This window comes from Pseudomonas silesiensis (assembly GCF_001661075.1).
Classification (GTDB): Bacteria; Pseudomonadota; Gammaproteobacteria; order Pseudomonadales; family Pseudomonadaceae; genus Aquipseudomonas; species Aquipseudomonas silesiensis.
Window position 1 is genome coordinate 556,232 of record NZ_CP014870.1, and the last position, 24,878, is coordinate 581,109.

At 60.9% G+C, this 24,878-nt stretch carries 27 protein-coding genes; 6 read left to right on the forward strand and 21 right to left on the reverse strand.

The window, feature by feature from the left end; translation table 11 throughout:
• Positions 1-91: 91 nt before the first annotated feature.
• From PMA3_RS02390 to PMA3_RS02485, 20 genes are all read right to left on the reverse strand, one after another.
• Complete coding sequence (locus PMA3_RS02390) at positions 92-397, reverse strand: urease subunit beta (protein ID WP_030128285.1); 306 nt, start codon at positions 395-397, stop codon at positions 92-94.
• Positions 397-930, reverse strand: a complete 534-nt coding sequence (locus PMA3_RS02395) for a GNAT family N-acetyltransferase (protein ID WP_064675671.1) — start codon at positions 928-930, stop codon at positions 397-399. Before PMA3_RS02395 ends, PMA3_RS02390 begins: the two co-directional genes overlap by 1 nt.
• Before the next feature lie 6 nt (positions 931-936).
• Positions 937-1,470 carry a GNAT family N-acetyltransferase gene (locus tag PMA3_RS02400; RefSeq protein WP_064675672.1) on the reverse strand — a complete coding sequence of 178 codons (534 nt, stop codon included), beginning with the start codon at positions 1,468-1,470 and terminating at the stop codon, positions 937-939.
• A gap of 9 nt (positions 1,471-1,479) precedes the next feature.
• Entirely contained in the window at positions 1,480-1,782 is a 303-nt protein-coding gene (locus PMA3_RS02405; RefSeq protein WP_064675673.1) for an urease subunit gamma, read from the reverse strand.
• A 122-nt stretch (positions 1,783-1,904) separates the two neighbouring features.
• Positions 1,905-2,744, reverse strand: a complete 840-nt coding sequence (locus tag PMA3_RS02410; protein ID WP_064675674.1) for an urease accessory protein UreD — start codon at positions 2,742-2,744, stop codon at positions 1,905-1,907.
• A gap of 28 nt (positions 2,745-2,772) precedes the next feature.
• Entirely contained in the window at positions 2,773-3,471 is a 699-nt protein-coding gene (urtE, locus tag PMA3_RS02415) for an urea ABC transporter ATP-binding subunit UrtE (RefSeq protein WP_064675675.1), read from the reverse strand.
• A gap of 137 nt (positions 3,472-3,608) precedes the next feature.
• On the reverse strand, positions 3,609-4,478 hold the full coding sequence (urtD, locus tag PMA3_RS02420; protein WP_064675676.1) for an urea ABC transporter ATP-binding protein UrtD: 870 nt from the start codon (positions 4,476-4,478) through the stop codon (positions 3,609-3,611).
• Positions 4,475-5,554 carry an urea ABC transporter permease subunit UrtC gene (gene urtC, locus PMA3_RS02425; RefSeq protein ID WP_064675677.1) on the reverse strand — a complete coding sequence of 360 codons (1,080 nt, stop codon included), beginning with the start codon at positions 5,552-5,554 and terminating at the stop codon, positions 4,475-4,477. Before urtC ends, urtD begins: the two co-directional genes overlap by 4 nt.
• Positions 5,554-7,056 (reverse strand): urea ABC transporter permease subunit UrtB, encoded by a 1,503-nt coding sequence (urtB, locus tag PMA3_RS02430; RefSeq protein WP_064675678.1) that lies wholly within the window; start codon positions 7,054-7,056, stop codon positions 5,554-5,556. The genes urtC and urtB overlap by 1 nt, the downstream gene beginning before the upstream one ends.
• Before the next feature lie 160 nt (positions 7,057-7,216).
• A complete protein-coding gene (gene urtA / locus PMA3_RS02435) occupies positions 7,217-8,482 on the reverse strand; it encodes an urea ABC transporter substrate-binding protein (protein ID WP_064675679.1) in 1,266 nt (421 codons plus the stop codon).
• A 317-nt stretch (positions 8,483-8,799) separates the two neighbouring features.
• Complete coding sequence (locus PMA3_RS02440) at positions 8,800-10,176, reverse strand: PepSY-associated TM helix domain-containing protein (protein WP_064675680.1); 1,377 nt, start codon at positions 10,174-10,176, stop codon at positions 8,800-8,802.
• A gap of 126 nt (positions 10,177-10,302) precedes the next feature.
• Positions 10,303-12,420: a TonB-dependent copper receptor gene (locus PMA3_RS02445; RefSeq protein ID WP_064675681.1), complete on the reverse strand. Its 2,118-nt coding sequence runs from the start codon at positions 12,418-12,420 to the stop codon at positions 10,303-10,305.
• Between the two features lie 84 nt (positions 12,421-12,504).
• Positions 12,505-12,969: a DUF2946 domain-containing protein gene (locus PMA3_RS02450; RefSeq protein ID WP_064675682.1), complete on the reverse strand. Its 465-nt coding sequence runs from the start codon at positions 12,967-12,969 to the stop codon at positions 12,505-12,507.
• 21 nt (positions 12,970-12,990) lie between these two features.
• A complete protein-coding gene (locus tag PMA3_RS02455; RefSeq protein WP_064675683.1) occupies positions 12,991-13,470 on the reverse strand; it encodes a copper chaperone PCu(A)C in 480 nt (159 codons plus the stop codon).
• Between the two features lie 47 nt (positions 13,471-13,517).
• Positions 13,518-13,916: a DUF2946 domain-containing protein gene (locus PMA3_RS02460; protein WP_064675684.1), complete on the reverse strand. Its 399-nt coding sequence runs from the start codon at positions 13,914-13,916 to the stop codon at positions 13,518-13,520.
• Positions 13,917-14,033: 117 nt separating this feature from the next.
• Positions 14,034-14,357 (reverse strand): helix-turn-helix domain-containing transcriptional regulator, encoded by a 324-nt coding sequence (locus tag PMA3_RS02465; RefSeq protein ID WP_064675685.1) that lies wholly within the window; start codon positions 14,355-14,357, stop codon positions 14,034-14,036.
• A 3-nt stretch (positions 14,358-14,360) separates the two neighbouring features.
• Positions 14,361-14,696, reverse strand: a complete 336-nt coding sequence (locus PMA3_RS02470; RefSeq protein WP_064675686.1) for a type II toxin-antitoxin system RelE/ParE family toxin — start codon at positions 14,694-14,696, stop codon at positions 14,361-14,363.
• Between the two features lie 55 nt (positions 14,697-14,751).
• Positions 14,752-15,477 (reverse strand): cobalt-precorrin-6A reductase, encoded by a 726-nt coding sequence (locus tag PMA3_RS02475; protein ID WP_064675687.1) that lies wholly within the window; start codon positions 15,475-15,477, stop codon positions 14,752-14,754.
• Positions 15,474-16,571, reverse strand: a complete 1,098-nt coding sequence (locus tag PMA3_RS02480) for a cobalt-precorrin-5B (C(1))-methyltransferase (RefSeq protein WP_064675688.1) — start codon at positions 16,569-16,571, stop codon at positions 15,474-15,476. The genes PMA3_RS02475 and PMA3_RS02480 overlap by 4 nt, the downstream gene beginning before the upstream one ends.
• Complete coding sequence (locus PMA3_RS02485; protein ID WP_064675689.1) at positions 16,564-17,775, reverse strand: bifunctional cobalt-precorrin-7 (C(5))-methyltransferase/cobalt-precorrin-6B (C(15))-methyltransferase; 1,212 nt, start codon at positions 17,773-17,775, stop codon at positions 16,564-16,566. The genes PMA3_RS02480 and PMA3_RS02485 overlap by 8 nt, the downstream gene beginning before the upstream one ends.
• 166 nt (positions 17,776-17,941) lie before the next feature.
• On the opposite strand from PMA3_RS02485, the gene PMA3_RS02490 reads away from it, so the two are divergent.
• The 6 genes from PMA3_RS02490 to PMA3_RS02515 all read left to right on the forward strand — a co-directional run bounded on the left by PMA3_RS02490 (position 17,942) and on the right by PMA3_RS02515 (position 24,195).
• A complete protein-coding gene (locus tag PMA3_RS02490; RefSeq protein WP_064675690.1) occupies positions 17,942-18,694 on the forward strand; it encodes a hypothetical protein in 753 nt (250 codons plus the stop codon).
• 130 nt (positions 18,695-18,824) lie between these two features.
• Positions 18,825-20,147 carry a precorrin-3B synthase gene (cobG, locus tag PMA3_RS02495; protein ID WP_064675691.1) on the forward strand — a complete coding sequence of 441 codons (1,323 nt, stop codon included), beginning with the start codon at positions 18,825-18,827 and terminating at the stop codon, positions 20,145-20,147.
• Positions 20,140-20,766 carry a precorrin-8X methylmutase gene (locus PMA3_RS02500; RefSeq protein ID WP_064675692.1) on the forward strand — a complete coding sequence of 209 codons (627 nt, stop codon included), beginning with the start codon at positions 20,140-20,142 and terminating at the stop codon, positions 20,764-20,766. The genes cobG and PMA3_RS02500 overlap by 8 nt, the downstream gene beginning before the upstream one ends.
• Entirely contained in the window at positions 20,763-21,497 is a 735-nt protein-coding gene (locus PMA3_RS02505) for a precorrin-2 C(20)-methyltransferase (protein WP_405047570.1), read from the forward strand. Before PMA3_RS02500 ends, PMA3_RS02505 begins: the two co-directional genes overlap by 4 nt.
• Positions 21,497-23,200: a precorrin-3B C(17)-methyltransferase gene (gene cobJ, locus PMA3_RS02510; protein WP_064675694.1), complete on the forward strand. Its 1,704-nt coding sequence runs from the start codon at positions 21,497-21,499 to the stop codon at positions 23,198-23,200. The genes PMA3_RS02505 and cobJ overlap by 1 nt, the downstream gene beginning before the upstream one ends.
• Before the next feature lie 203 nt (positions 23,201-23,403).
• Entirely contained in the window at positions 23,404-24,195 is a 792-nt protein-coding gene (locus PMA3_RS02515; RefSeq protein ID WP_064675695.1) for a hypothetical protein, read from the forward strand.
• Between the two features lie 58 nt (positions 24,196-24,253).
• Here the strand turns inward: PMA3_RS02515 and PMA3_RS02520 are convergent, their stop codons facing one another.
• Positions 24,254-24,850, reverse strand: coding sequence for a MarC family protein (locus PMA3_RS02520; protein ID WP_064675696.1), 597 nt, complete (start codon positions 24,848-24,850; stop codon positions 24,254-24,256).
• Positions 24,851-24,878: the final 28 nt, after the last annotated feature.

A 24,878-nucleotide genomic window follows, 5' to 3' on the forward strand; every position in this document is an offset into this window, starting at 1 on the left:
CAGAATTTGGGTCGGTCGCCGGTATGGGGACGACGCCAAACTGTAGGAGCGAGGCTTGCCGGCGAAGGGGCCGGTGTGGACAACCCATTACTTACAGGTCACCCATGATCCGCCCGGCAAACCCGAACACCCGGCGATGCCCGGCGAGGTCGACCAGCTCGACCTCGCGGCTCTGCCCCGGTTCGAAGCGCACGGCGGTGCCGGCGGGGATGTTCAGGCGCATGCCGCGGCTGGCGGCGCGGTCGAAGGTCAGGGCGTCGTTGGTTTCGAAAAAATGGTAATGCGAGCCGACCTGGATCGGCCGGTCACCGCTGTTGGCCACCTTCAGGCTGAGCGTGCGGCGGCCGACATTGAGTTCGATGTCGCCGGGCTGGATCTGGTATTCACCGGGAATCATCAATGGGCCCCCTGGAGGATCTTGTAGTAAAGCGCGGTGGGTTTGTAACGGCCGCTCGGATCGCAGGCGTAGTCGGGGATTTCACCGGCGCGGGTGTAACCCAGGGCCTTGTAGAAATCCTCGGCGGGGGAGCCGGCTTCGGTGTCGAGGTAGAGCATGCCGCGCTTGTGCTGGAGGGCGGCCGTTTCCAGTGCGCTCATCAATTGCTGGCCCAGACCACGGCGACGGGCATGTTCGCGCACCAGCAATTTCTGCACTTCGGCACGGTTCAGGCCATTGGCTTTCTGGCACAGGGTCAGTTGCACGCTGGCCTGCACCTGTTCGTCCTTGACCACCACCCACAGCAGCACGTTGCCTTGGTTCAGGTTCTCTTGAACGTCATCGAAGTAAGCGCGTGCCTCAGTGGCGTCCAGATTGGCCATGAACCCGACGCTGGCGCCATAACCCACGGCATCGAGCAGCAGGTCGATCAAACCCTGGCGATAGTGCGCAAAGCTTTCAACATTGACGCGGCGCAGTTGGGCAGCGTTCATCTGACGTTACTCCTTTTGGGCGGCAGGTGGCTGCGCGCCAGGATTGAGGGTCAATTGCATGAAGGTCAGGTCCAGCCAGCGGCCAAACTTGGTGCCCACCTGGGGCATCTGGCCGGTGGTCACGAAACCGGCTCGTTCATGCAGACGTATGGACGCGGCATTACCGCTTTCGATCGCGGCTACCATCACATGCTTGTCGCAGCCTCTGGCGCGGTCGATCAGTACTTCCATCAGTTGTGGGCCCAGGCCATTGCCGCGCTGATCGCTGCGGACATAGACCGAGTGCTCGACGGTGTGACGGAAACCGTCGAACGGCCGCCAGTCACCGAATGAGGCGTAGCCCAGCACAGCGTTATCGCTGTCGACGATCACCAGAACCGGATAACCCTGGGATTCCCGGGCGCTGAACCAGGCCTGGCGGTTGCCCAGGTCGACGACCTTCTCGTTCCAGATCGCCGTGGTATTGAGCACGGCATCGTTGTAGATATCGCGGATCGCCGGCAGGTCGGCATGCACGGCATCGCGGATGTGGTAAGTCATGGCGCGACCTCAGGCGATCGGTTGGTGAACGGTGACCAGTTTGGTGCCGTCGGGGAACGTCGCCTCGACCTGGATCTCGGGGATCATTTCCGGGATGCCTTCCATCACTTGCTCACGGCTGAGCAGGGTGGTGCCGAAGTGCATCAGGTCGGCTACGGTCCGGCCGTCGCGGGCGCCTTCGAGCAATGCGGCGGAGATGTAGGCCATGGCTTCCGGGTAGTTGAGTTTCACGCCGCGAGCCAACCGCCGTTCGGCCACGAGGCCGGCGGTGAAGATCAGCAGCTTGTCTTTTTCGCGTGGGGTCAGGTCCATCGTTTGGAATCCATAATCGGCAGTTTAAAAGGTGTTCGAACAGTTCCTTTGTAGGAGCGAGGCTTGCCCGCGAAGGGGGCTTCCAGGCCGCCAACAGCTTCGCTCCTACAGGGAATCGGTGTTCAGGTGCTCCATATTCGTGGGGCGACGGCTTCTCGCCCAAGCAACGCAGGCCTGAGCAACCGCCACACATCAATCAACCAGCCCCGCGCCAACAGGGCTTCGCTGGCCAGGCATCGAGCCACCAGAAGCCCTGGCAGCTGGGTCAGGTCTCCCCGCACCTCATTGGGCAGCGATCGGCACTTTTCCAGCAGATCACTATCAATTTCGCCGGTCACCAGCAAGGTCGCAAACACCGGCTGCCCATCCAGGCCAATTGGCGAGTCGAGCAAGCCATCCCCGCCGACAATGCGCTGACGTTCGTGCCAGAGCAACCGGCCATCGCGACGGATATCGAGTTGCGCCTGAAAATGCCCGAGGTCGAAGCACTCGCCGCTCGCCGGTCGGCCCAATGCCACTACGTCCCAATAAAACAACCGGGCATCGCCTTCAAGCTCGATGCAGGTGCTGAGTTCGGCCTGCGCAGCACTGAAAACGATGGTCTCCTGCGGCAACCATTCCAGTGTCGCACCGCTTGCTACTTTCAAGGCCAACTGCTGATAAGCGGGTCCGGCCGCGCGATACCACTTGGCCGCGCCAGGACTGGTGATTTGCGCCCAGGCATCAGGGCCAACGCTGGCCGAGATGTCCAGCCGGTCACCCCCGGCAATCCCGCCCGGCGGGTGAACGATGATGTGCTGGCAGACCTGTGGCCCTTCGGCATACAGATGCTTCTGCACCCGCAGCGGGCCTTTGTGCCGGCGCTGAACCGGGCGCGTGCTGTCGCCGAATCGGGCGTAGCCCAGCTCCAGCTCGGCGTGCCAGCTTGGGGTAAACAGGGCAGTGGGGGCAGGTAGATTCATGGTTTCCAGTTCGTCAGAGCGTTACAGATTAAATCGTAACCAGGCCGCGAACACCCTCGGCTTCCATATTTTCGCCACGGCCCTGCTGCACGATCTCGCCCCTGGACATCACCAGGTACTGATCGGCCAGTTCGGCGGCGAAGTCGTAGAACTGCTCCACCAGCAGGATCGCCATGTCCCCGCGGGCTGCCAGTTTTTTGATCACGGCACCGATCTCCTTGATCACCGAGGGCTGAATGCCTTCGGTGGGCTCGTCGAGAATCAACAACCGTGGACGGCTGGCCAACGCCCGGCCAATCGCCAGTTGCTGCTGTTGACCCCCGGACAAGTCACCGCCACGGCGTTGCTTCATCTGCAGCAGTACCGGAAAAAGTTCGTAGATAAACGCCGGGACTTCCTTTGCTTCGGAGCCAGGAAATCGTGAAAGACCCATCAGCAGATTCTCTTCCACGGTCAGGCGGCCGAAGATCTCGCGACCCTGGGGTACGTAGGCAATCCCTGCATGAACCCGTTGGTGCGGCTTGAACGTGGTGATCGGTTTGCCTTCCCAGTTCACCGCGCCTTCCTTGGCCGGCAACAGGCCCATCAGGCACTTGAGCAGGGTGGTCTTGCCGACGCCGTTGCGCCCGAGCAGGCAGGTGACTTCCCCGACCTTCACGTCAAAGCTCAGGCCCCGCAGGATGTGGCTACCGCCGTAGAATTGGTGCAGCTTGTCGACTTGCAGCATTTCTGAATCTCCTCAATCCCTCTGTAGGGGCGAGCGGTGCGGCGATCCGACTTGCCTGCGAAGAACGATAACGCGGTCTAACAGTTGCACCGCGGCGTTCCCTTCGCGGGCAAGCCTCGCTCCTACAGGAGTAAAAATCAGCGACCGAGATAAACCTCGATCACCCGCTCGTTATCCTGCACCTGTTCCAGCGACCCTTCCGCCAGCACGCTACCCTGATGCAACACGGTGACGTGGTCGGCGATCGACCCGACAAAGCCCATGTCGTGCTCCACTACCATCAGCGAATGCTTGCCGGCCAGGCGTTTGAACAGTTCGGCGGTGAATTCGGTTTCGGCATCGGTCATGCCCGCCACCGGCTCGTCGAGCAGCAGCAGTTGCGGGTCCTGCATCAGCAACATGCCGATCTCCAGGAACTGCTTCTGACCGTGGGACAGCAAGCCCGCGGGACGATTGACCGAGGTGGTCAGGCGAATGGTATCGAGCACCTCGCTGATACGATCTTTTTGTTCGCCACTCAGGCGAGCGCGCAGGCTGGCCCAGACCGACTTGTCGGTCTTTTGCGCCAGCTCGAGGTTTTCGAACACGCTCAAGGCTTCGAACACCGTCGGCTTCTGGAACTTGCGCCCGATGCCGGCCTGGGCGATCTGCACTTCGCTCATCTGCGTCAGGTCCAGGGTTTCGCCGAACCAGGCCTTGCCATGACTGGGTCGGGTCTTGCCGGTGATCACGTCCATCAGCGTGGTCTTGCCCGCGCCGTTGGGGCCGATGATGCAGCGCAATTCACCGACGCCGATGTACAGGTTCAGATTGTTCAGGGCCTTGAAACCATCGAAGCTGACGCTGATGTCTTCCAGGGTCAGGATGGTGCCATGGCGGGTGTCCAGGCCGGGGCCGACGCTTTGACCGAGGCCTATGGCGTCGCGGCTGCTGCCTGCATCCTTGTTGGGCTCCACAGGGAAAAACGCCGGTTCGAGCATGAATTCGGCCGTCGCAGTGACTCTCATTGCTCACCTCTCTTTTTCAGCAGGCCGATCACGCCTTTGGGCAGATACAAGGTCACGACAATGAACAGCGCGCCGAGGAAGAACAGCCAGTATTCGGGGAAGGCCACGGTGAACCAGCTCTTCATGCCGTTGACCACACCCGCGCCGAGCAGCGGACCGATCAACGTACCGCGACCGCCCAGTGCGACCCAGACGGCAGCCTCGATGGAGTTGGTCGGCGACATTTCACTCGGGTTGATGATCCCGACTTGCGGCACATACAGCGCGCCGGCCAGGCCACACAGCACAGCGCTCAACACCCAGACAAACAGCTTGAAGCCACGGGGATCGTAGCCGCAGAACATCAGGCGGTTTTCCGCATCCCGCAGGGCGGTCAATACCCGGCCAAACTTGCTCCGGGCCAGGCGCCAGCCGATGAACAGGCTCGCCACCAGCAACACCACGGTGGCGAAAAACAGCACGGCGCGGGTGCCGGGTTCAGTGATGCCGAAACCGAGGATGGTGCGGAAGTTGGTGAAGCCGTTGTTGCCGCCGAACCCGGTTTCGTTGCGGAAGAACAGCAGCATCCCGGCGAAGGTCAGGGCCTGGGTCATGATCGAGAAATACACGCCCTTGATCCGCGAACGAAAGGCGAAGAAGCCGAACACCAACGCCAATAATCCCGGGGCCAACACCACCAGGCACATCGACCAGAGGAAGCTGCTGGTGCCGGTCCAGTACCAGGGCAATTCGGTCCACGACAGGAAGGTCATGAACGCCGGCAAGCCATCGCCCGAGGCCTGGCGCATCAGGTACATGCCCATCGCGTAACCGCCGAGGGCGAAGAACAGGCCGTGGCCCAGGGACAACAGGCCGGCGTAACCCCAGACCAGGTCCAGCGCCAGGGCGACGATGGCATAGCACAGAATCTTGCCCACCAGCGTCAGGGTATAAGCCGAGACGTGAAACGCACTGTCCGGTGACAACAGCGAAAGCAGCGGCAGCGCCAGCAGCAGAACGAGGACCACCGCGCCGACAGCGAGAGTGACCTTTGGGCCGGCCTTTTGGCTGGCGGTAAGCATCAGGGGCTGGTTCATCAGTCGATCACCCGTCCTTTCAGTGCGAAGAGGCCTTGCGGACGTTTCTGGATGAACAGAATGATCAGCGCGAGGATCAGGATCTTGCCGAGCACCGCACCGATCTGCGGTTCGAGAATCTTGTTGGCTACCCCCAGGCCGAAGGCAGCCAGGACGCTACCGGCCAACTGACCGACGCCGCCGAGTACCACCACCAGGAACGAGTCGATGATGTAGCTCTGGCCGAGGTCCGGGCCAACGTTGCCTATCTGGCTCAGGGCGACGCCGCCGAGACCGGCAATGCCCGAGCCGAGGCCGAAGGCGAGCATGTCGACGCGCCCGGTGGGCACCCCGCAGCAGGCGGCCATGTTGCGGTTCTGGGTGACGGCGCGCACGTTCAAGCCGAGGCGCGTCCTGTTCAGCAACAGCCAGGTCAGCACCACCACAAACAGCGCGAAAGCGATGATCACGATGCGGTTGTACGGCAGCACCAGATTCGGCAGCACTTGAATCCCGCCCGACAACCACGCCGGGTTAGCCACTTCGACGTTCTGCGCGCCGAACACCAGTCGCACCAGCTGGATCAGCATCAGGCTGATGCCCCAGGTGGCGAGCAGGGTCTCCAGCGGACGGCCATAGAGGTGGCGAATGACGGTGCGCTCCAGGGCCATGCCGATCGCGGCGGTGACGAAAAAAGCCACCGGCAAGGCGATCAATGGATAAAACTCGATGGCTTGCGGCGCGAAGCGCTGAAACATCAACTGCACCACGTAGGTCGAGTAGGCACCGAGCATCAGCATCTCGCCGTGGGCCATGTTGATCACACCGAGCAGGCCAAAGGTGATCGCAAGACCGAGTGCCGCGAGCAGCAGGATCGAACCCAGCGACATGCCGCTGAAGGCTTGCCCAAGCATCTCGCCGATCAGCAGTTTGCGTTTGACCTGGGCGAGGCTGGTCTCGGCGGCGGTACGCACCGTGGCATCGGCTTCCACACCGGGTTCGAGCAAGCCTTCAAGGCGGGTACGGGCCAGCGGGTCACCGGTTTCACCCAGCAGCCGGACGGCGGCGAGGCGCACGCTCGGGTCGGTATCGACCAGTTGCAGATTGGCCAGGGCCAGGCTCAGCGCCGCGTGAACGCTTTCATCTTTTTCGCTGGCCAGCTGCCGATCGAGGAACGTCAGCTGCGCCGGTTTGGCGCTTTTCTGTAATTGCTGTGCGGCGGCCAACCGGACGTTGGCGTCGGCGGCGAGCAATTGGTGGCTGGCCAGCGCGGTGTCGATAAGGCCTCGCAGGCGATTGTTCAGTCGCAGTGTTTTCGGTTGGCCATCGATGGTCAATTCACCTTGTTGCAGGGCATTGATCAGTTCGACACGGACCGGATCGGGCTGCGCGGCCCAGGACTCCAGGAGTTTGGCTTGTTGCACGGGGTTGGCCGTGACGAAGTCTTCGGCGTCGCCTGAATGTGCGGCCATCGGCAATAAAAATGCGATGGCGAGAATGAAGCGGTAAAGGGCGGTGGGCATGGAAAGTCGCCTTGCACGGAATTTGTGGGAGCGGGCTTGCCTGCGATGGCATCACCTCGGTGCATCAGATACATCGAGTCGTCTGCATCGCAGGCAAGCCAGCTCCCACAGGGATTTATGTCGGTCCTGAACGGAGTGCCAAGACCCGACATCCAGGGGCTTAGTTGCTCTTCACCGCATACTCCGGCTTCTTGTCGTTGCCCGGAATGAACGGGCTCCACGGCTGGGCGCGGATCGGGCCTTCGGTCTGCCACACCACGTTGAACTGACCGTCCGCCTGGATCTCGCCGATCATCACCGGCTTGTGCAGGTGGTGGTTGGTCTTGTCCATGGTCAGGGTGTAGCCGGACGGCGCAGCAAAGGTCTGGCCAGCGAGGGCTTCGCGGACTTTGTCGACATCGGTGGACTTGGCTTTTTCGGCCGCTTGCGCCCACATGTGGATGCCGACGTAGGTAGCTTCCATCGGGTCGTTGGTCACCGCTTTGTCGGCGCCCGGCAGGTTGTGTTTCTTGGCGTAGGCTTTCCAGTCGGCGACGAACTTCTTGTTCGTCGGGTTCTCGACCGACTCAAAGTAGTTCCACGCCGCCAGGTTGCCCACCAGCGGTTTGGTGTCGATGCCGCGCAGTTCTTCTTCACCGACCGAGAACGCCACGACCGGAACATCGGTGGCTTTCAGGCCCTGGTTGGCCAGTTCTTTATAGAACGGCACGTTGGAGTCGCCGTTGACGGTGGAGATCACCGCCGTCTTGCCCCCGGCGGAGAATTTTTTGATGTTGGCCACGATAGTCTGGTAATCGCTGTGGCCGAACGGGGTGTAGACCTCTTCGATGTCCTTGTCTGCCACGCCTTTGGAGTGCAGGAACGAACGCAGGATCTTGTTGGTGGTGCGCGGGTAGACGTAGTCGGTGCCCAGCAGGAAGTAGCGCTTGGCGCTGCCGCCTTCCTCGCTCATCAGGTATTCCACCGCCGGGATCGCCTGTTGGTTCGGCGCCGCGCCGGTGTAGAACACGTTTGGCGACATCTCTTCGCCTTCGTATTGCACAGGGTAGAACAGCAGGCCGTTGAGTTCTTCGAAAACTGGCAATACCGATTTGCGCGACACCGAGGTCCAGCAACCGAACACCACGGCCACTTTGTCCTGGGTCAGCAACTGCCGGCCCTTTTCAGCGAACAGCGGCCAGTTCGATGCCGGGTCCACAACCACGGGTTCGAGCATCTTGCCGTTCACGCCGCCCTTGGCGTTGATCTCGTCGATGGTCATCAAGGCCATGTCCTTGAGCGAGGTCTCGGAGATCGCCATGGTCCCGGACAACGAATGCAGGATACCGACCTTGATGGTCTCGGCGGCCTGGACAGTCCAGGCCATGCCCATCGCGGCAATGCTTGCCGATAGTGTGAAAGCCTTGATCAAGCTGCGACGCTTCATTGTGCGATCTCCATGAACGTTGGATATTTTTCTTGGGTGGCAGATGCGGACTACTGAAGGGTCTTTAGCAAGGGCTGTGCCTGGTCGGCAAAAGGCAGGAAAATGTCGTATTAGAGCGGTTGCGCCATTTTATGGCGCACCATGAAGGATCGCGTCTGGCGCGTTGGTGCGAAGCGGTGCGCCAGATTGGGGCGCGGCACTCACAATACCGTTCCCTGTAGGAGCGAAGCTTGCTCGCGATGGTGGGTCAGCTGCCTGGGTGTCGTCTGACACACCATCGCGAGCAAGCTTCGCTCCTACAGGGAGGCCGGGGTGTTTCAGGAAGAGGGGGCCGATTCGGTTTGCCGGGTGAAGCGCGACAGCACCACCCGATCCAGCAGCCACACCACCACCAGTGAAGCGCCCACCAACGGAAACGCAACCGCCAGCCCGAACATGATGACCATCGCGGTTTTCCATTTCGGCAGGTCGTGGCGCAGGGGCGGAACCCCGAGCTTGCCCTGCGGGCGACGCTTCCACCAGATCACCACGCCGCTGACGGCGCTGAGCAGGATCATCAGGCAGATCAGCAGCACGATGATCTGGTTGAACACACCGAACATCTTGCCTTCGTGCAGCATCACCCCCATTTCCGTGGCGCGGGCGACGTTGCCGTAATGCTCCCAGCGTACGTCGGCGAGGACGTCGCCGGTGTATTGATCGACGTGCAGGGTGGCGTCGTTACGCGGGTCGTCGGCGAATACGGCGATGGTGAAGACACCAGTGGCCGTGGTCGGGAAGGTGATGCTATAGCCCGGCTCGACTTTGCGTTGCTCGGCGATGTTTTGCACATCTTGCAGGCTGATGGTCGGTGCGGCGGGACCGGCTTGGGTCTCACCCTGGGCCATGTGTTCGGCGTGGTCGCCGGACATCGGCATCGGCGTGTTCTCCATGGCCCATGGCACGGTCTGGCGCGTGGCGCTGTTGAGGCTGCGCGCCTCGACGTCGGACTTGGGCATGTCATTCCACATCGCATCCGGGAACACGTTCCACACGCCCGCGTATTGCTTGCCCCAGAACCCGGTCCAGGTCATGCCGCTGAGCAGCATCACCAGTAGAAACGCCGCGCCCCAGAAGCCGGTGACCGCGTGCAAGTCACGCCAGAGCACTCGACCGCGGCTACTCAGGCGCGGCCACAGGATGCCAGCGGCCTGGCCTCGCGGCCACCACAAAAATACGCCGGAAACCACCAGCACGATGCCCCAGCCGGCGGCGAGTTCGACCAGTCGATCACCGACCGTGCCGATCATCAATTCGCCGTGGATGGCGCGCGCCACCGCTTGCAGGTTCTTCTTGGCGTCTTGCTCGCCGAGGATGTCGCCGTGGTAGGGGTCGACGAACACGTTGAGTTCGTTGCCGGCATTGAGTACGACAAACTGGGCGCTGCGTTCGGCGTTCACCGGTGGCAGGTACTGCTTGATCGTTGCCTGTGGATAGGCTGCTTTTACCCGCTTGAGCAGGTCGTCAGCCGGAACGCTGTGGTGTCCGGCCGGGACGTTCAGCAGGCTGCCGTACATCAGCGGGTCGAGTTGCGGCTTGAACAGGTAGATGACGCCGGTCAGGGCCAGCATCACCATGAAGGGCGCGACGAACAGACCGGCATAGAAATGCCAGCGCCAGGCCAGATTGTAGAAATTCACTTTGGGCTGTTTCATCGGTTGTGCTCCGCTTGGCTTGGTTCTTTGTTGTTGTCGAGTGACTGCTGCGCAGTCATTCGAGAGCAGGCTTGCTCCCACAGGTTCAACACTGTCCATGTGGGAGCGAGCCTGCTCGCGATGCGCTTAGAAACTCATGTCGACCTTGGTCCAGAGCGTTCGCCCCGGTTCTTTAATGGCCTGCGGGTCATTGGCCGGATAACCGAAGCCCGCGTTTCCCGCCAGGTTCAAATGCTCGGCGTACGCCTTGCCGAACAGGTTGTCGACGCCGCTGCTGACCTTCCAGTTCTGGTTGATCCGATAGGCGCCGTTAAGCGAGAACACGCCGAACCCCGAGGTTTTGTCGAAGTCCTTGCCGACCACGTTGCCTTTGTTCCGGTCGATCCGGTTTTGTGCGGCGACCACTCTCCACAGTGCCCCGGCACTCCAGTTGTCTGCGCTGTAAGTCAGGCCGAAACGTGCGTCCAGCGGTGGCATTTGCGGCAACGCCGTGCCGTCGCTGCTGTTCTTGCCCCAGGCGTAGGCCAGGGTTGCGTCGGTTTTCCAGCTATCGGTCAGCTTGTAAGCTGCGCCGAGTTCGCCGCCCATGATCCGCGCGTCGATGTTTTCGGCCTGCGAGCTCATGCCCATCATTGCGGGCGTGTAGTTGAACAGGATGTAGTCGCGCACCTGCCCGACGTAGCCCGAAGCCCAGGCCTCCAGGTCTTCGGTCTTGTACTGCAAGCCAAAGTCGAGCTGGGTGGTTTTTTCGGGCTTGATCGAATCGAAGGCGTTCACCGAGCCTGCGGGACCGGAATTGGGCGAAAACAGCTCCCAGTAATCCGGGAAACGCTGGGTGTGGCCAAGGCCGGCATACAGCGTGGTCGGACTGTCGGCCAAATCATGCTCGTAGCGCACGAAGCCGCTCGGCAGGGTGTCCGCGCGGGTATCGTCCGCGGTGGGGTTGGGGCGCGACATCATCCCGGACCCGATGGTCTGCCGATAATCCCTGGCCGAAGCCCGGTCCAGGCGCGCACCGGTAATCAGCCGGTCACGATCGGCGGCGTACCAGGTCAGTTCGCTGAACACGCCGTAGTTGTGGAAGTCGGCGTCCTTGTTGCGTGGCAGGTCTTTGTAGGCGTCGATACCCATGGCACTGCGCTGGCGATGCTCGTTGGTTTGCGCATCAATACCGCTGATCAACTGCACGTCGGCCCAGCGCCAGGTGGCTTTGATCCGCGCACCCAGGGTCCGGCGGTCGACATTGGAGGCCATGGGGCCGGCCATCATCCCGGTGCCGGACGGCGTGCGCAGGGTGTAGTTGTCCATGACGTGGTCGGCATAGTTGTAGTAGATCTGCGCTTCGACCTTATCCAGCACCTCGCCGATATTGGACCGCTCGAAGCGCAGGCCCAGGCTCTCGCGCTTGAACTGTGAGCCGTCCATGCCGCGTCCGGCGTAACGCGCTTCGCCGTCGCCCTTGCCGGCAGTCAGTTCCAGCAGGGTATCGGCATCCGGCGTCCAGCCCAGGGCCACGTCGCCATTCCATTTGTCATAGCGCGACGGCACGGTGTCGTTGTTGCCATCCTGGTAGTCGTCGGAATGTGCGGTGTTGCCGATTACCCGCACGTACCCCAGAGGCCCGCCAGCTGCGGCGTCCACCACTTTGTCGAAACGGCCGTAGGAGCCGGCCAGTACGCTGGCATTCACCCGCGTTCCGAGTTCGCCGAAGCTTTCGGGCTCGCGGTCGAACAGGATGGTCCCGGCCGAAGCACCCGGTCCCCAGAGCACTGTCTGCGGCCCTTTGATGACGGTGAGTTTGTCGTAGGTTTCCGGGGAGATGTACGAGGTCGGTGCATCCATCCGGCCGGGGCAGGCGCCGAGCATCATGCCGCCGTTGGTGAGGATGTTCAGCCGCGAACCGAACATGCCCCGCAGCACCGGGTCGCCGTTGGTGCCGCCATTCCGCACCAGGGCAAAGCCGGGAATGGTCTTCAGGTAATCGCCACCGTCGCTGGCCGGCACCGGTTGGCGTGGGTCCTTGGGGTTGGTGACGATGGTCAGGGGCGAGCTGGGTGCGATGGCGGTGATGACCGTCGGGCTGAGTTCTTCGCTATGACCGGCGTGTTCATCGGCCAGCGCCATGGGGGTCAGCAGTGCGCCGCACAGGAATGCGGTGGCGTGCCTGAAACGAATGCTGGATTCGTTCAGGGCAAAAGTGGCTTGGGCAGCGCTCAAGCGTGTGTCAGCAGAAAACCTGGACATGACAATTTCCATCGAACAGTCGTAAACGACACGGCCGGCAGCCTGGGGCTGTCTTCTGAACCGTGCGGGATCGGAGGCGGGTGTTTACGCGACGATGGGCGGGGCGCGGGTGCGGGCGCCGGGGAAGACGGTTGCCCGGGCATGACCCAGGCGGGGGGAGGGGGTGGTGTGGGTCGTGGCTTTGGGTGTGACGAATGCGACGAAGGACTGGCCGCCGGTGAGTGCCGGGCAGTTGAACAGCAGGCTGCAATAGCCGCATTTTTCCCACAGTGCGTGATGATCTGCCTGGGGTGGACAGTGCTCGGCATCGGGTTGCTCGTCGTGGTCGGCGTGCGCCATCGCCGACCTGTCCATGTCCATGCCCATGTCCATCGACATGCTCATGGAGGTTTTCATCAGTGCAGCGGCGCGTTGATCCATCGGCATCGACTGAGAAATCAGCGGGCCGATAAAGATCATCAACATGGCAAACAAGCCGATCCAGCGGCCGCGGGTCAGGCTCAATGGCTGACGACGGCGTGCGGATGACCTGGCGCTAAGCGGGCGCATGGGCGTGTTCAGCTCTGCCGGTTACTGGGCGTGCGCGTGCGTTTGCATGCCGTCCGGGGCCTTCTTCTGCACCGTGACTTCGACGGTCACGTCGCCGGACTTCTCGAAATGCATCGTCAGCGGGAATCGTTTGCCATCGCTCAGCAGGCTGCGGTCTTTGAGCTCCAGCAGCATCACGTGATAGGCCATGGGGGCGAAAGTGACTTCGCCACCTGCGGGGATTTCTACGCTCGGCACCTCCTGCATTTTCATCAGGTCGTTCTGCTTCACGTGTTCGTGCAACTGGGCGATGCCTGCAATCGTCGAGTCGACGCTGAGCAGTCGGTCAGCGGTTTTACCGCTGTTATGAATCACGAAGTAAGCCGCGACAGTCGGCGCGTTGGGCGGCAACTCCTGCGACCAGGGGTGAGCGATTTCCAGCTCTGCGGCCTTGTATTCGTTAGCATTGGCAAAGCAGGCAGGCAGCAGCAACGCAGCCAGAACGATGAGTTTGTTCAACATGGCAGTTCTCCGGAACGATTCATGACGCAGTCAATTGCGAGAAGGAATCACACCAGGGGAGAAGCGCGGGGGTTGAGACTCGGCCATTGCTGGCGCGGAGTGGGCGTTTCAAGCGTGGCCGCGGGACGGCTTCGATTGGCCTCGAAACGGGTGTAATACAGCTGCGGCATATGCCCGGGCAACGCTACCAGTGGTGCGGAGCCGGAACAGCACCAACAATGCTGCATGTTGGAATGATCGTCGCCCTGCGGGGCTTTCTGCTGGGTGTCGCCCAGGGAAATCGCCACCATCTTCGTGCCGCTGGACGAACAGAAACTGCCCCACAGCACCTGTTCGGCAGGCGATGTCGCCGTCTGCGCCATCGCGCCGGTCATCGGCATGGCGAGCATGTTGAACAGCACTGCGAAGCAGGCGATCCAGGCAATTGCAAGCCGTTGTCGGGACATGGGACGAATCCGGTGGGTGGGCGATCAGGCGCGGCTATTTAGCCTGATCAGGGCTGATAAGTAAAAAAGTGGCGTGCGGTGTGGTGTCGCAGTAAAAGCTGCTGACTTTTCACGCCTTCAATGGGCACGCACCGCATGCACTTGTATATCCACTCCCAGCGTAGCGCGAACCACCGCGAATATTGCAGCCAGATTGTCCATGCTTGGGTTGCCCTTGGCAGACAACATTCGATGAAGGCTCTTGCTGGGTTTTGCAGTTTCCTTGGCCAATTCTTCGAAACCAACGGTGGCATTAACGAGATCGCGCAAAATGATTCGGGCCATTTCAGGTTCACCATTAAGAAACAGAGTAGCAGCCTCATCCAACAATGCCTGGGCGAACTCCGGGTCGCGCTGGGCACGCTCGGCAATGGTGTGTTTATAGCTTCGGGTGAGCGCCATGACTTATCTCCGGTTTCGTTCGGCTTTTTTTCGGGTTCGAAATTCGGCTATGAGTGTTTTTGCCCGCTTGATATCGGATTTTTGAGTGGACTTATCGCCTCCACCAAAAAGAATGATCAGGCGTTTCCCCTCTTGCACCAGGTAGATTCTGTAACCTGGCCCCCAATTTATTCGATATTCGCCAAGGCCATCGAACCACTTGATATTTGATGTGTTCCCTAGCTCCAATCGGACCAGCGCGCTGGATACCTTGAGCGCTGCCTGCACATCCAGGGTGGAAAGCCAGCGTTTGAAGGGGCTTGTTTCGTTTTCCAGCAAATATTCTTCAAGTATGATCACAGGCGGCCCTGAAGGTAACAAATAGGTTACTGTTCATGCAAGCCGTTAATTTGCCTCACTGGGTGCAAGTCGCCAACGCGTTAAGTGTTTCTTCAAGCGTCAATAGCTCCCGATCAACCCCCGGCAACACCGGCCGCTTCAGAACAATCACCGGCACCCCGCGCTCCCGCGCCACTTCCAGCTTCGGCTCGGTGGCCGTGCTGCCGCTGTTCTTGCTGATCAGCACATCAATCTGGCGACGTTCAAACAGCTCGCGCTCACCCTCGATCAGGAACGGTCCACGGGCGCCGATCACTTCGCAGCGCTCGTTGCCCGGATAAACCTCCAGCGCACGCAAGGTCCAGAATTGCTCCAGCGGAATTTCATCCAGGTGCTGCAAGGGTTCGCGGCCGAGGGTGAACAGCGGTCGCCGGAAAGGTTTGAGTGCCTGGATCAGTTCGGCCCAGTCGCTGACTTCACGCCAGTCGTCCCTCGCTTGTGGTTGCCAGGCTGGACGCCTCAGCGCCCAGCAGGGAATACCGCTTGAACAAGCGGCGGTCGCCGCGTTCTGACTGATTTGTGCGGCGTAGGGGTGAGTCGCATCCAGCAACAGATCGATCCCTTCAGCGCGGATGAACTGCGCCAGCCCGTCGGCGCCACCATAGCCGCCGACGCGAACCTGGCAGGTCAGATCAGTCGGTACGCGACCGACCCCGGCCAGGCTGTAGATGTGTTCCGGCCCAAGGGTTCGGGCGATGGCCAGGGCCTCCGTCACACCGCCCAGCAACAGAATGCGTTTCATTGGAATGCTCCTGCGTGGCCGACTATCCCGCCCTGGCGATCGATGGCAAATACTTCGACCTGAACCTGCGCCGGTACGACGCTGCGGGCAAAGTCCAGGGCGTGCTGGCAGACCGCGTCGCCGAGGCCGATCCCGGCGGCGCTGGCCATGGCCATGGCTTGCTGGCTGGTGTTGGCTTCCCGGATCGCTTGCTGCAATGCCTCATCGGCGCCGATGGCAGCAGCCCACTCGGCCAACTGCGGCAGGTCGATGCTTGAGTGCCGACTGTGCAAATCCATGTGTCCGGCCGCCAGCTTGCTGATCTTGCCGAACCCGCCGCACAGGCTGAGCTTGGCCACCGGCACCTTGCGCAGGTGCTTGAGCACTGCGCCAACGAAGTCGCCCATTTCGATCAGGGCGATTTCCGGCAGGTCATAGACCCGGCGCATGGTGTCTTCGCTGGCATTGCCGGTGCACGCCGCGATATGCAGGTAGCCGTTGGTTTTGGCCACATCGATACCCTGATGGATCGAGGCAATGTAGGCGGCGCAGGAGAAGGGCCGGACGATGCCGCTGGTGCCGAGAATCGACAGACCGCCCAGAATGCCCAGGCGCGGGTTCATGGTTTTCAACGCCAGCGCCTCGCCGCCCTCGACGTTTACCGTGACCTCGAAACCGCCGCGATAATCGAGTTCCTCGGCGAGCTGGGTCAGGTGGTCGCTGATCATCTTGCGTGGCACCGGATTGATCGCCGGCTCGCCGACGCCCAGCACCAGGCCTGGCCGGGTGACGGTACCGACGCCACGGCCGGCCTTGAAGCGAATACCCGGCGCGGCATCGAGGCGTACCTGCGAATAGAGCAGGGCGCCGTGGGTGACGTCCGGATCGTCCCCGGCGTCCTTGAGGGTTCCGGCTTCGGCGCCCTCATCCAGCAGCCGACAGAATTCCAGGCGCATCTGTACCTGCTTGCCTTTGGGCAAAACGATCTGCACCGCATCTGCGCTCACTCCGCAGAGCAGCAGGCGAGCCGCCGCGAGGCTAGTGGCGGTAGCGCAGCTGCCGGTGGTCAGGCCGCTGCGCAGCGGGGCGGGCTGTTCGGCGGTTTCGTCACGCATCGAAGGGCTTGACCACGTCCAGCAGGGTGATCGGCAACGCCTGGCGCCAGGTGTCGAAGTCGCCCAACGGCTGCGCCTGGGCGATATGAATTCGTGTCAGCTCTCCGCCGTGCTGCTCGCGCCAGGCCATGAGGGTCATCTCGCTCTGCAGCGTGACCGCGTTGGCGATCAGTCGACCGCCAGGTTTCAACCGGGCCCAACAAGTGTCCAGCACGCCGTCGCGGGTCACGCCTCCGCCAATGAAAATCGCATCCGGGCGTTCGAGCCCATCCAGCGCTTGCGGCGCACTGCCGCGAATCAATTGCAGGCCGGGTACACCTAGGGCATCGCGGTTGTGCTCGATCAATTGCTGGCGTCCTTCATCGGCTTCAATCGCCAGTGCCCGACAACCGGGGTGAGCGCGCATCCACTCGATGCCTATCGAGCCGCTGCCGGCGCCGACATCCCACAACAGTTCGCCGGGAACCGGGGCGAGACGGGTGAGGGTGATGGCGCGTACGTCGCGCTTGGTCAATTGACCGTCGTGCTTGAACGCTGAGTCCGGCAGGCCGGCCAGTCGCGACAGGCGCGGCGTATTTGATTCGGCGATGCATTCGATGGCGATCAGGTTCAAGTCGGCGACTTGTGGATCGGTCCAGTCGTTGGCGACACCGTCGATGCGTCGTTCGGCTTCACCACCCAGATGTTCCAGTACGCTCAGGCGACTCGGCCCGAACCCGCGCTCGCGCAACAACGCGGCGATCGCGGCAGGGCTTTGGCCGTCGTTGCTCAGTACCAGCAGGCGAACACCGCTGAATAATTGTGCGTTGAGCGCGGCGATAGGACGGGCGACCACCGACAGCGTGACCACATCCTGCAATGGCCAGCCCATTCGCGCCGCGGCCAGGGAGCAGGAAGAGGAGGCCGGCAAGATCAACATTTCATTGCTCGGCAATTGCCGAGCGAGGCTGGCGCCGACGCCGAAGAACATCGGATCGCCACTGGCCAGCACGCAAACCGGCTCGCCTCGCATGGCCAGCAACGCATCGAGGGAGAAGGGACTGGGCCAGGTGTGGCGCTCCCCGCGGATGCAGCGCGGCAACAGGTCCAACTGTCGTTGGCTGCCGAAGATCGTCGACGCGGCCAGCAACGCATGCCGGGCAGCCTTGCCCAAACCCGTGAAGCCGTCCTCACCTATACCTGTCACGGTCAACCAGCGTGCCATCTGTATTCTCTATTCATCTGCATAAAGCGGCACATGATAACGCGGCGCAAGTCAATTCGAGTAATGGAATGTTTGAAGTTGACTGCCCTGGTCAGTGGTGGGTGGTTCTGAAGTTGTATAGTCTGGTTTTTATGGAAGGAACTATTAATAGTAAAGCGGATGAACTATGGATCTCAAAAGAATAGCAGGCCTGGACTTGGCAGCTTATTCCGAAGTGTTTGAACGTGATTTTTCAGCAAGAACGGCAAAGGCCGTTCAAGGTCGTGCCTTGCTGGATCAACGGGCGGCTGCCGGATCGCTCCTGGGAGGTAACCTGATCAGTACGGCAAGGGGCATGACTCGACAGGACAGGCGAGACGTCAACTCAAGCGTGCGGTATGCCCAGTGGTATGCAAGCCAGGAGCGCAATCGCGAAACAGACGCACAGGGCTGGTTTTCCTTGTTTGCCGTCGTGCTATGGGACATGGGCTGGGAAGTCGATGAACAACGGGTCGTCGAGCAAAGTTATAACAACTTTTCAGGCAGGGTAAGTCAGGCTTATTTGAATAAGATTGCGGCAGTTAACAGTCAGATGGCGAAAGTAACAAAGGATATGTTTGAAGCACTATCGGTAAATAGTTCAATGCTGAGGTCATTGTCCACAGAAAGTCGGCGTGGCCGGGAGTTTGCGATTGCCCCCGCTGAATATGACGAGCAGGGGCGGTTGTCACTGGATCTGAATGATTTTTCGTTGAAGGCTCGATCCCAACGAGAAAATTTTCTGTTTTGGGACTGGAACGAGGGCGACGTGACGCTCACGCATCGAGCTGCATCTTTCACCCTGAACAGAGTGAAGTTTGAAAAAGTCCGAACACAGTTGAGTGACCGGCTCGGTCGGATCGCTGACGCCATATTCGAGTTCTATCAGGAGCGTCTGTGAAGGAGGCTGCATGATTGACTGGGGGCACAAGCATTTGCGACACGCGGACTTATGATGCCGCGCGGTAAAGCAGGCATAATACGGCTCGCCTCCGTCAGGAGGTGCTTCTACTCTTGATCCGGTCATCCCTTTGAACGAACTCCCTGTATCCCGCGCTTTACGCCCCTCGGCTTGTCCGGGGTTGCTGCGTATCGTACAGGCCAGAGATGGTGGCATCTGCCGGATAAAACTCGCAGGCGGCGTCATCAGTGCAGCGCAGGCCAATGCCGTTGCCGAGGGGGCGCAGCGTTATGGCCGCTCAGTGATCGAGGCCACCAACCGCGCCAACCTGCAGATTCGCGGCATCGCCGATGAGCAGGCCGCGTTGATCGAGAGTCTGCTCGCCGCGGGCCTCGGCCCCTCGAATGCGGCGGGCGACGATGTGCGTAATCTGATGTTGAGTCCGAGCGCAGGAATCGATCGACAGATGCTGTTCGATACACGTGACCTGGCCCGGCGGATCCTCGGCACCGTGCAAGGGCATGCACGCTTTCACGACCTCAGCGCCAAATTCGCGGTGCAACTCGATGGCGGCGAAGGCTTGGCGATGCTCGAGCATCCCCATGATTTGTGGTTGTCCGCTGTAGAGCGTGAGGGCGAGCGGCGGTTGGCGTTCGGTCTGGCGGGATGTCCCACCGATCGACCGGCGGGCTCTGTTGCACTCGACGATGGCCATGCTCTGGTGGTCGCGGTGCTTGAATTGTTCCTGGAACTGGCGGATCCCGATCAAACGCGGATGCGCCATTTGCTGATCAGCGTTCCGGCCGCCGGGTTCCTCGCTCGACTGGCCGAGCGGGTGTCCTTCGAACCTGTTGCAAACTGGCAGCGTTCATTGAATTCAAACGTGCTGCACATTGGCGCGCATCCGCAGGCGCAAGCCGATCATGTCTATGTCGGCGCCGTGCCGCCGCTGGGCCGGCTCGATTGCGCCATGCTCCGAGGCGCCGCCCGACTGGCGCAGGAATACGGTGATGCAACGCTGCGGTTCACCCCATGGCAAAGCCTGCTGTTACCGAACATTCGCAGCGAGAACGCCGCCGAAGTCATCCGCCGCCTGCATCTGTTGGGCCTGTTGTGCGAAGCCGATCAAGCCTTGTCGCGGTTGATCGCCTGTACCGGTTCGACAGGATGCGGCAAAGGCCTGGCCGACACCAAGGGCGATGCCCTGCAACTGGCGGCTCTGCTGCAAGACCAGGGTCAAGCCTTGAGTGTTCACCTGTCCGGGTGCTCGCGCTCCTGTGCTGCGGCGCATGTTGCTCCGGTCACTCTGCTGGCTGTCGGCCCCGGTCACTACGACCTCTATTTTCGCGATGCACGGCAGCCGGGTTTCGGCGCCTTGCACGCACGCAACCTTACTATTGAAGCGGTCGGCGCCTTGCTCGACGCCCGTTTACGGAGCCCCCTTGATGCTTGATTACATTCGCGATGGTCAGGAGATCTATCGCAATTCCTTCGCGATTATTCGCGCCGAGGCCAATCTCCACCGGATACCGGCCGATCTGGAAAAACTCGCGGTGCGAGTGATCCACGCCTGCGGCATGGTCGATGCGATAGACGGGCTGCAGTTCTCCGAAGGCGCAGGCAAGGCCGGACGTGAGGCGCTGGCCGCCGGCGCACCGATTCTGTGTGATGCGCGGATGGTGTCCGAAGGCGTGACCCGCACCCGGTTGCCAGCGAATAACCAGGTCATCTGCACCCTGCGCGATGACAGCGTTCCCGAGCTGGCGCGCGAGTTGGGTAACACCCGATCCGCCGCCGCGCTCGAACTGTGGCGACCGCACCTGGAGGGCAGCGTAGTGGTGATCGGCAACGCACCGACCGCGCTGTTTTATCTGTTGGAAATGCTCGACGCTGGCGCCCCGAAACCCGCGCTGATCCTGGGCTTCCCAGTGGGCTTCGTCGGCGCCGCCGAATCCAAGGCCGCGCTGGCGGCGGACAGTCGCGGTGTGCCTTTTGTCATCATGCAAGGCCGGCTGGGCGGTAGCGCCATGGCCGCCGCCGCCGTCAATGCCCTCGCCACGGAGATCGAATGATGCAGACACCTGGACGGTTGATCGGCCTTGGCGTCGGCCCCGGTGATCCGGAGTTGATTACTGTCAAAGCCCTGCGTCTGCTGCGCGAATCGCCCGTGGTGGCGTACTTCGTCGCCAAGGGCAAGAAGGGCAACGCCTTCGGGATTATCGAAGCGCATCTGCAGGACGCTCAAACCTTGGTGCCCCTGGTGTATCCGGTGACCACCGAAGCGTTACCGGCGCCGCTGTCTTATGAACAAGTGATCAGCGATTTCTACGATACGGCTGGCCAGGCGCTGGCCGCGCATCTCGATGCCGGCCGTGACGTGGCGGTGATCTGTGAAGGTGACCCGTTTTTCTACGGCTCCTACATGTACCTGCACGATCGCCTGGCCGAGCGTTACGAAGCCGAAGTCGTGCCGGGTGTCTGTTCGATGCTTGGCGGTGCCTCGGTACTCGGTGCGCCGTTGGTCTATCGTAATCAGAGCCTGTCGGTGCTGTCCGGCGTGTTGCCTCACGATGATCTCAAGCGACGTCTGGCGGATGCCGATGCGGCGGTGATCATGAAACTGGGGCGCAACTTCCCGAAAGTCCGTCAGGTATTGGAAGAACTCGGCTTGGCCGAACGTGCGCTGTACGTCGAACGCGCGACCATGGCCAATCAGAAGATCGTGCCGCTGGATCAGGTCGAGCCGATGTCGTCACCGTACTTCTCGCTGATCATCGTCCCTGGTGAAAGGTGGCAAGGCTGATGACTCGTCCAGCTCCGGCGATTGTCATTCTCGGCAATGGCAGCCTCGCGACCGCGCGTAAAATCCAGCAGGCTTACCCCGGCGCGTTGATCCACGGTCTGGCCGAACGGGTCGAGGGTGCGGATCGTGTCTATCACGAATTTGGCAGCACCCTGCGCGAACTCTATCAGCAGGACACGCCCATCATTGCCCTGTGCGCAGCCGGCATCGTGATCCGCACCCTGGCGCCGCTGCTGCTTGAAAAGGGCGCTGAGCCGCCGGTGCTGGCCGTTGCCGAAGACGGCAGCGCAGTGGTGCCATTGCTCGGTGGTTTGGGCGGTGTGAATGTCCTGGCGCGAGAAATTGCTGCTGTGCTGGACGTGGCGGCAGCCATCACCACCAGTGGTGAATTGCGTTTTGGCACCTGTCTGCTCAATCCGCCCAGCGGTTATGCCCTTGGCGATCTGGAACTGGGCAAACGCTTCGTTGCCGATTTGCTGGCGGGCGAAACGGTTCGTATCGAGGGTGCGGCCCCCTGGTTGGCCCAGGCACAGTTGCCTGAAAATCCGCGAGCACGGCTGGCCGTGCATGTCGGTCATGCCGAACGTGAGCCTGCGGCCAACGAGCTGCTGATCTATCCGCGTAACGTTGTGGTGGCGCTGAGCGCCCACGCCGTCAGTGTTCCCGGCGCGGTTCGTGACGCCTTGCATCGGGCAAAAATCGCCGTGCAATCAGTGGCGTGTCTGCTGGCTGCCGATACCGAAATGGCCAGCCCGTTGCTGCATGAAGCGGCACTTGAGCTGGGCGTGCCATTGCGCTTTGCCGACGCTGTCGGTGCGCTCAGCGCGCTGGCAAGCAATGCCATCGAGCTGCCTGTATTAATCCTGGGTGATGAGGCTATTGCCATCGCGGTAGCCGGGAAACCTTTGGATCCCTCGGTCATTGGCCGTCGCCGCGGCCGACTGGCGGTGATCGGGCTGGGGCCTGGCGCTGCCGAACTGATGGTCCCGGCGGTCAAGGCGGAACTGGCTCGGGCCAATGACGTGCTGGGTTACGAAACCTATGTGCGCATGGCCGGCCCCTTCCGTGCCGACCAAGTGATGCACTGCACCGATAATCGTGAAGAGATGCAGCGTGCGCGTCACGCTTTCGCGCTGGCGGCGCAAGGGCGTTCGGTAGTAGTGGTTTCATCGGGCGATCCGGGTGTTTTTGCCATGGCTGCGGCGGTGCTGGAAGCGCTACACGAATCCACCGATCCTGCGTGGCATAACGTTGATCTGGACATCTTGCCGGGCGTTTCCGCGTCCCTGGCAACAGCCGCCCAGGCTGGTGCACCCTTGGGTCATGACTTCTGTGTGCTGTCGCTGTCTGACAACCTCAAGCCATGGGGCATTATCGAGAAACGCCTCGATCTGGCCTCGCAGGCTGACCTGGCTCTGGCGTTCTACAACCCGATTTCCCGTTCCCGCCCATGGCAGCTTGGCCGGGCACTGGAAATCGTCGCTCGACATCGTACGCCTCAGACGCCGGTGGTCCTGGGGCGCGACATCGGTCGTCCTGGACAAACGCTGCGAGTGACGACGCTTGGCCAGTTGACCCCGGACCAGGTGGATATGCGCACCATGGTCCTGGTGGGATCGTCCACTACCTGCGTATTTGAACGTCCGGGTGGCGGTGAGTGGGTATACACCCCGCGCTGGTACGGAGAAAAACCCAACGCCTGACACCTGAATTGTAGGAGCAAGCTCGCTCCTACAAGTTGCTGTGGCTTTTTCTTATTGCTCTCGTGACACTGCGCCTAAAGTTGTTGTGTGGGTCTTTTTTTCTATCGCTGATGGTGTTGAAGGATTTTGCTGTGTGCGATAGATTTTAGTGGAGAGCTAATTCAGGCTGTCATATATATATTTAAATGAAAGGATTTATTTAAATGAACAAAATGAATGAAGTGGAAGCGAGTGCTTATTTCGATGAGTGTCTTGAACAGTGCCGGGCCAAACTTCAGCTTGTCGGTCCGAAAGCTCGTGTGCGCCTGGCGGCTACGCTGCCTATTGACAGGGATGAGCTGAATGCCGCGGTGATGGGTAGCGCTGTGGTTGGTTTTCTGGAGGGGATGAGCCGACGTAACAAGCGCATTGTAAAAAACACCTACGCTTATGCCGATATTGCTTCAAGGTTTTTATATCCAGGTAAAACAGACAAGGTGGCTCGCTACGAATGTTTCAAGAAATTGATGTTTGCCATGGGCTGGACCGAATATCACGGCGCGTTCACTGAATACAAGTCCAGCACCGCAAAGCTTACAATGGATAATGTAGCCCTGGATATTGTTCACTCTGCTGTCGGTGGTCTGGCGGGTTCCGCTGCGAATGCGCTGAAAGTTGTAGCGGACAAAACCGTTGAAGCGCTAAAGAAACAACCTGAAGCCGTCAAGCTTCTAGAGCATCATTCGGCTGAAGCCAACGGCGCAGGCTTCGGAGTGTCCGTTTGCAAACAGGACGATGATGCTGAAGTGACGATGGTCGTGGGTACGTTGCGCTATGACTCATCGGCGGGGAATACAAAAATTCTTTTTGTGGAATGGGACAGTTCCGAGGTGCAAATCTATCAAGGTAAAGCTCAATTCAGTATTCACGAGGAAGACTTGAAGCGGGAGGCTGAGTGCATCAAGTATCTCGACGATCTCAGAGAGGTCATTTTTATGGAGTTCTCGCCGGTTTAAATGAAGTTCAGTGGCCAGAGGCGTCGGGCACGGGCCTCTGGCTTTCAGTCGGCGGCCGCTAAGGCACCAGATACCCTTTCACCCCGGTAAATATAATCTGCGCCGCCAACGCACACACAAACAGCCCCATCAACCGACTGACAATCTGCAGCCCCTGATCACCCAGAATTCGCTCGATCCGGTTCGACAGGTACAGCACCACCCCCACGGTGAAACTGGCCAGGGCAATGCTGACAATGGCCATTAGCTTGTCGTCCCAGTGCGGCTGGCTCACGCCCATTACCAGCAAGGCGCCGATGGTGCCGGGGCCGACCGTCAAGGGAATGGTCAGCGGAACGATGGTGACGTCTTGCTGCACGTTGTCGGTCTGCACGGCCGACTTGCCCTGAGCCATGCCCAATGCCGAGATGAACAACACGCTGCCGGCACCGATGCGGAACGCGTCCACGGTGATGCCGAAGACATTGAAAATCACCCTGCCGAACAGGTACAGCAAGACGCTGGACACCAGCGTGGCAGTCGCCACTTTCCAGGCCAGCCGACGTTGTTCCTTGCGCGAATAACCGCGGGTCAGACTGATGAAGCAGGACAATACGAAGAACGGGCTGTAGAGCACCAGCATCTTCAGGTAAACGCTGAACAACACGTGAAGCATGGTGCAAGCTCACTGGCGAGGGAAGTCG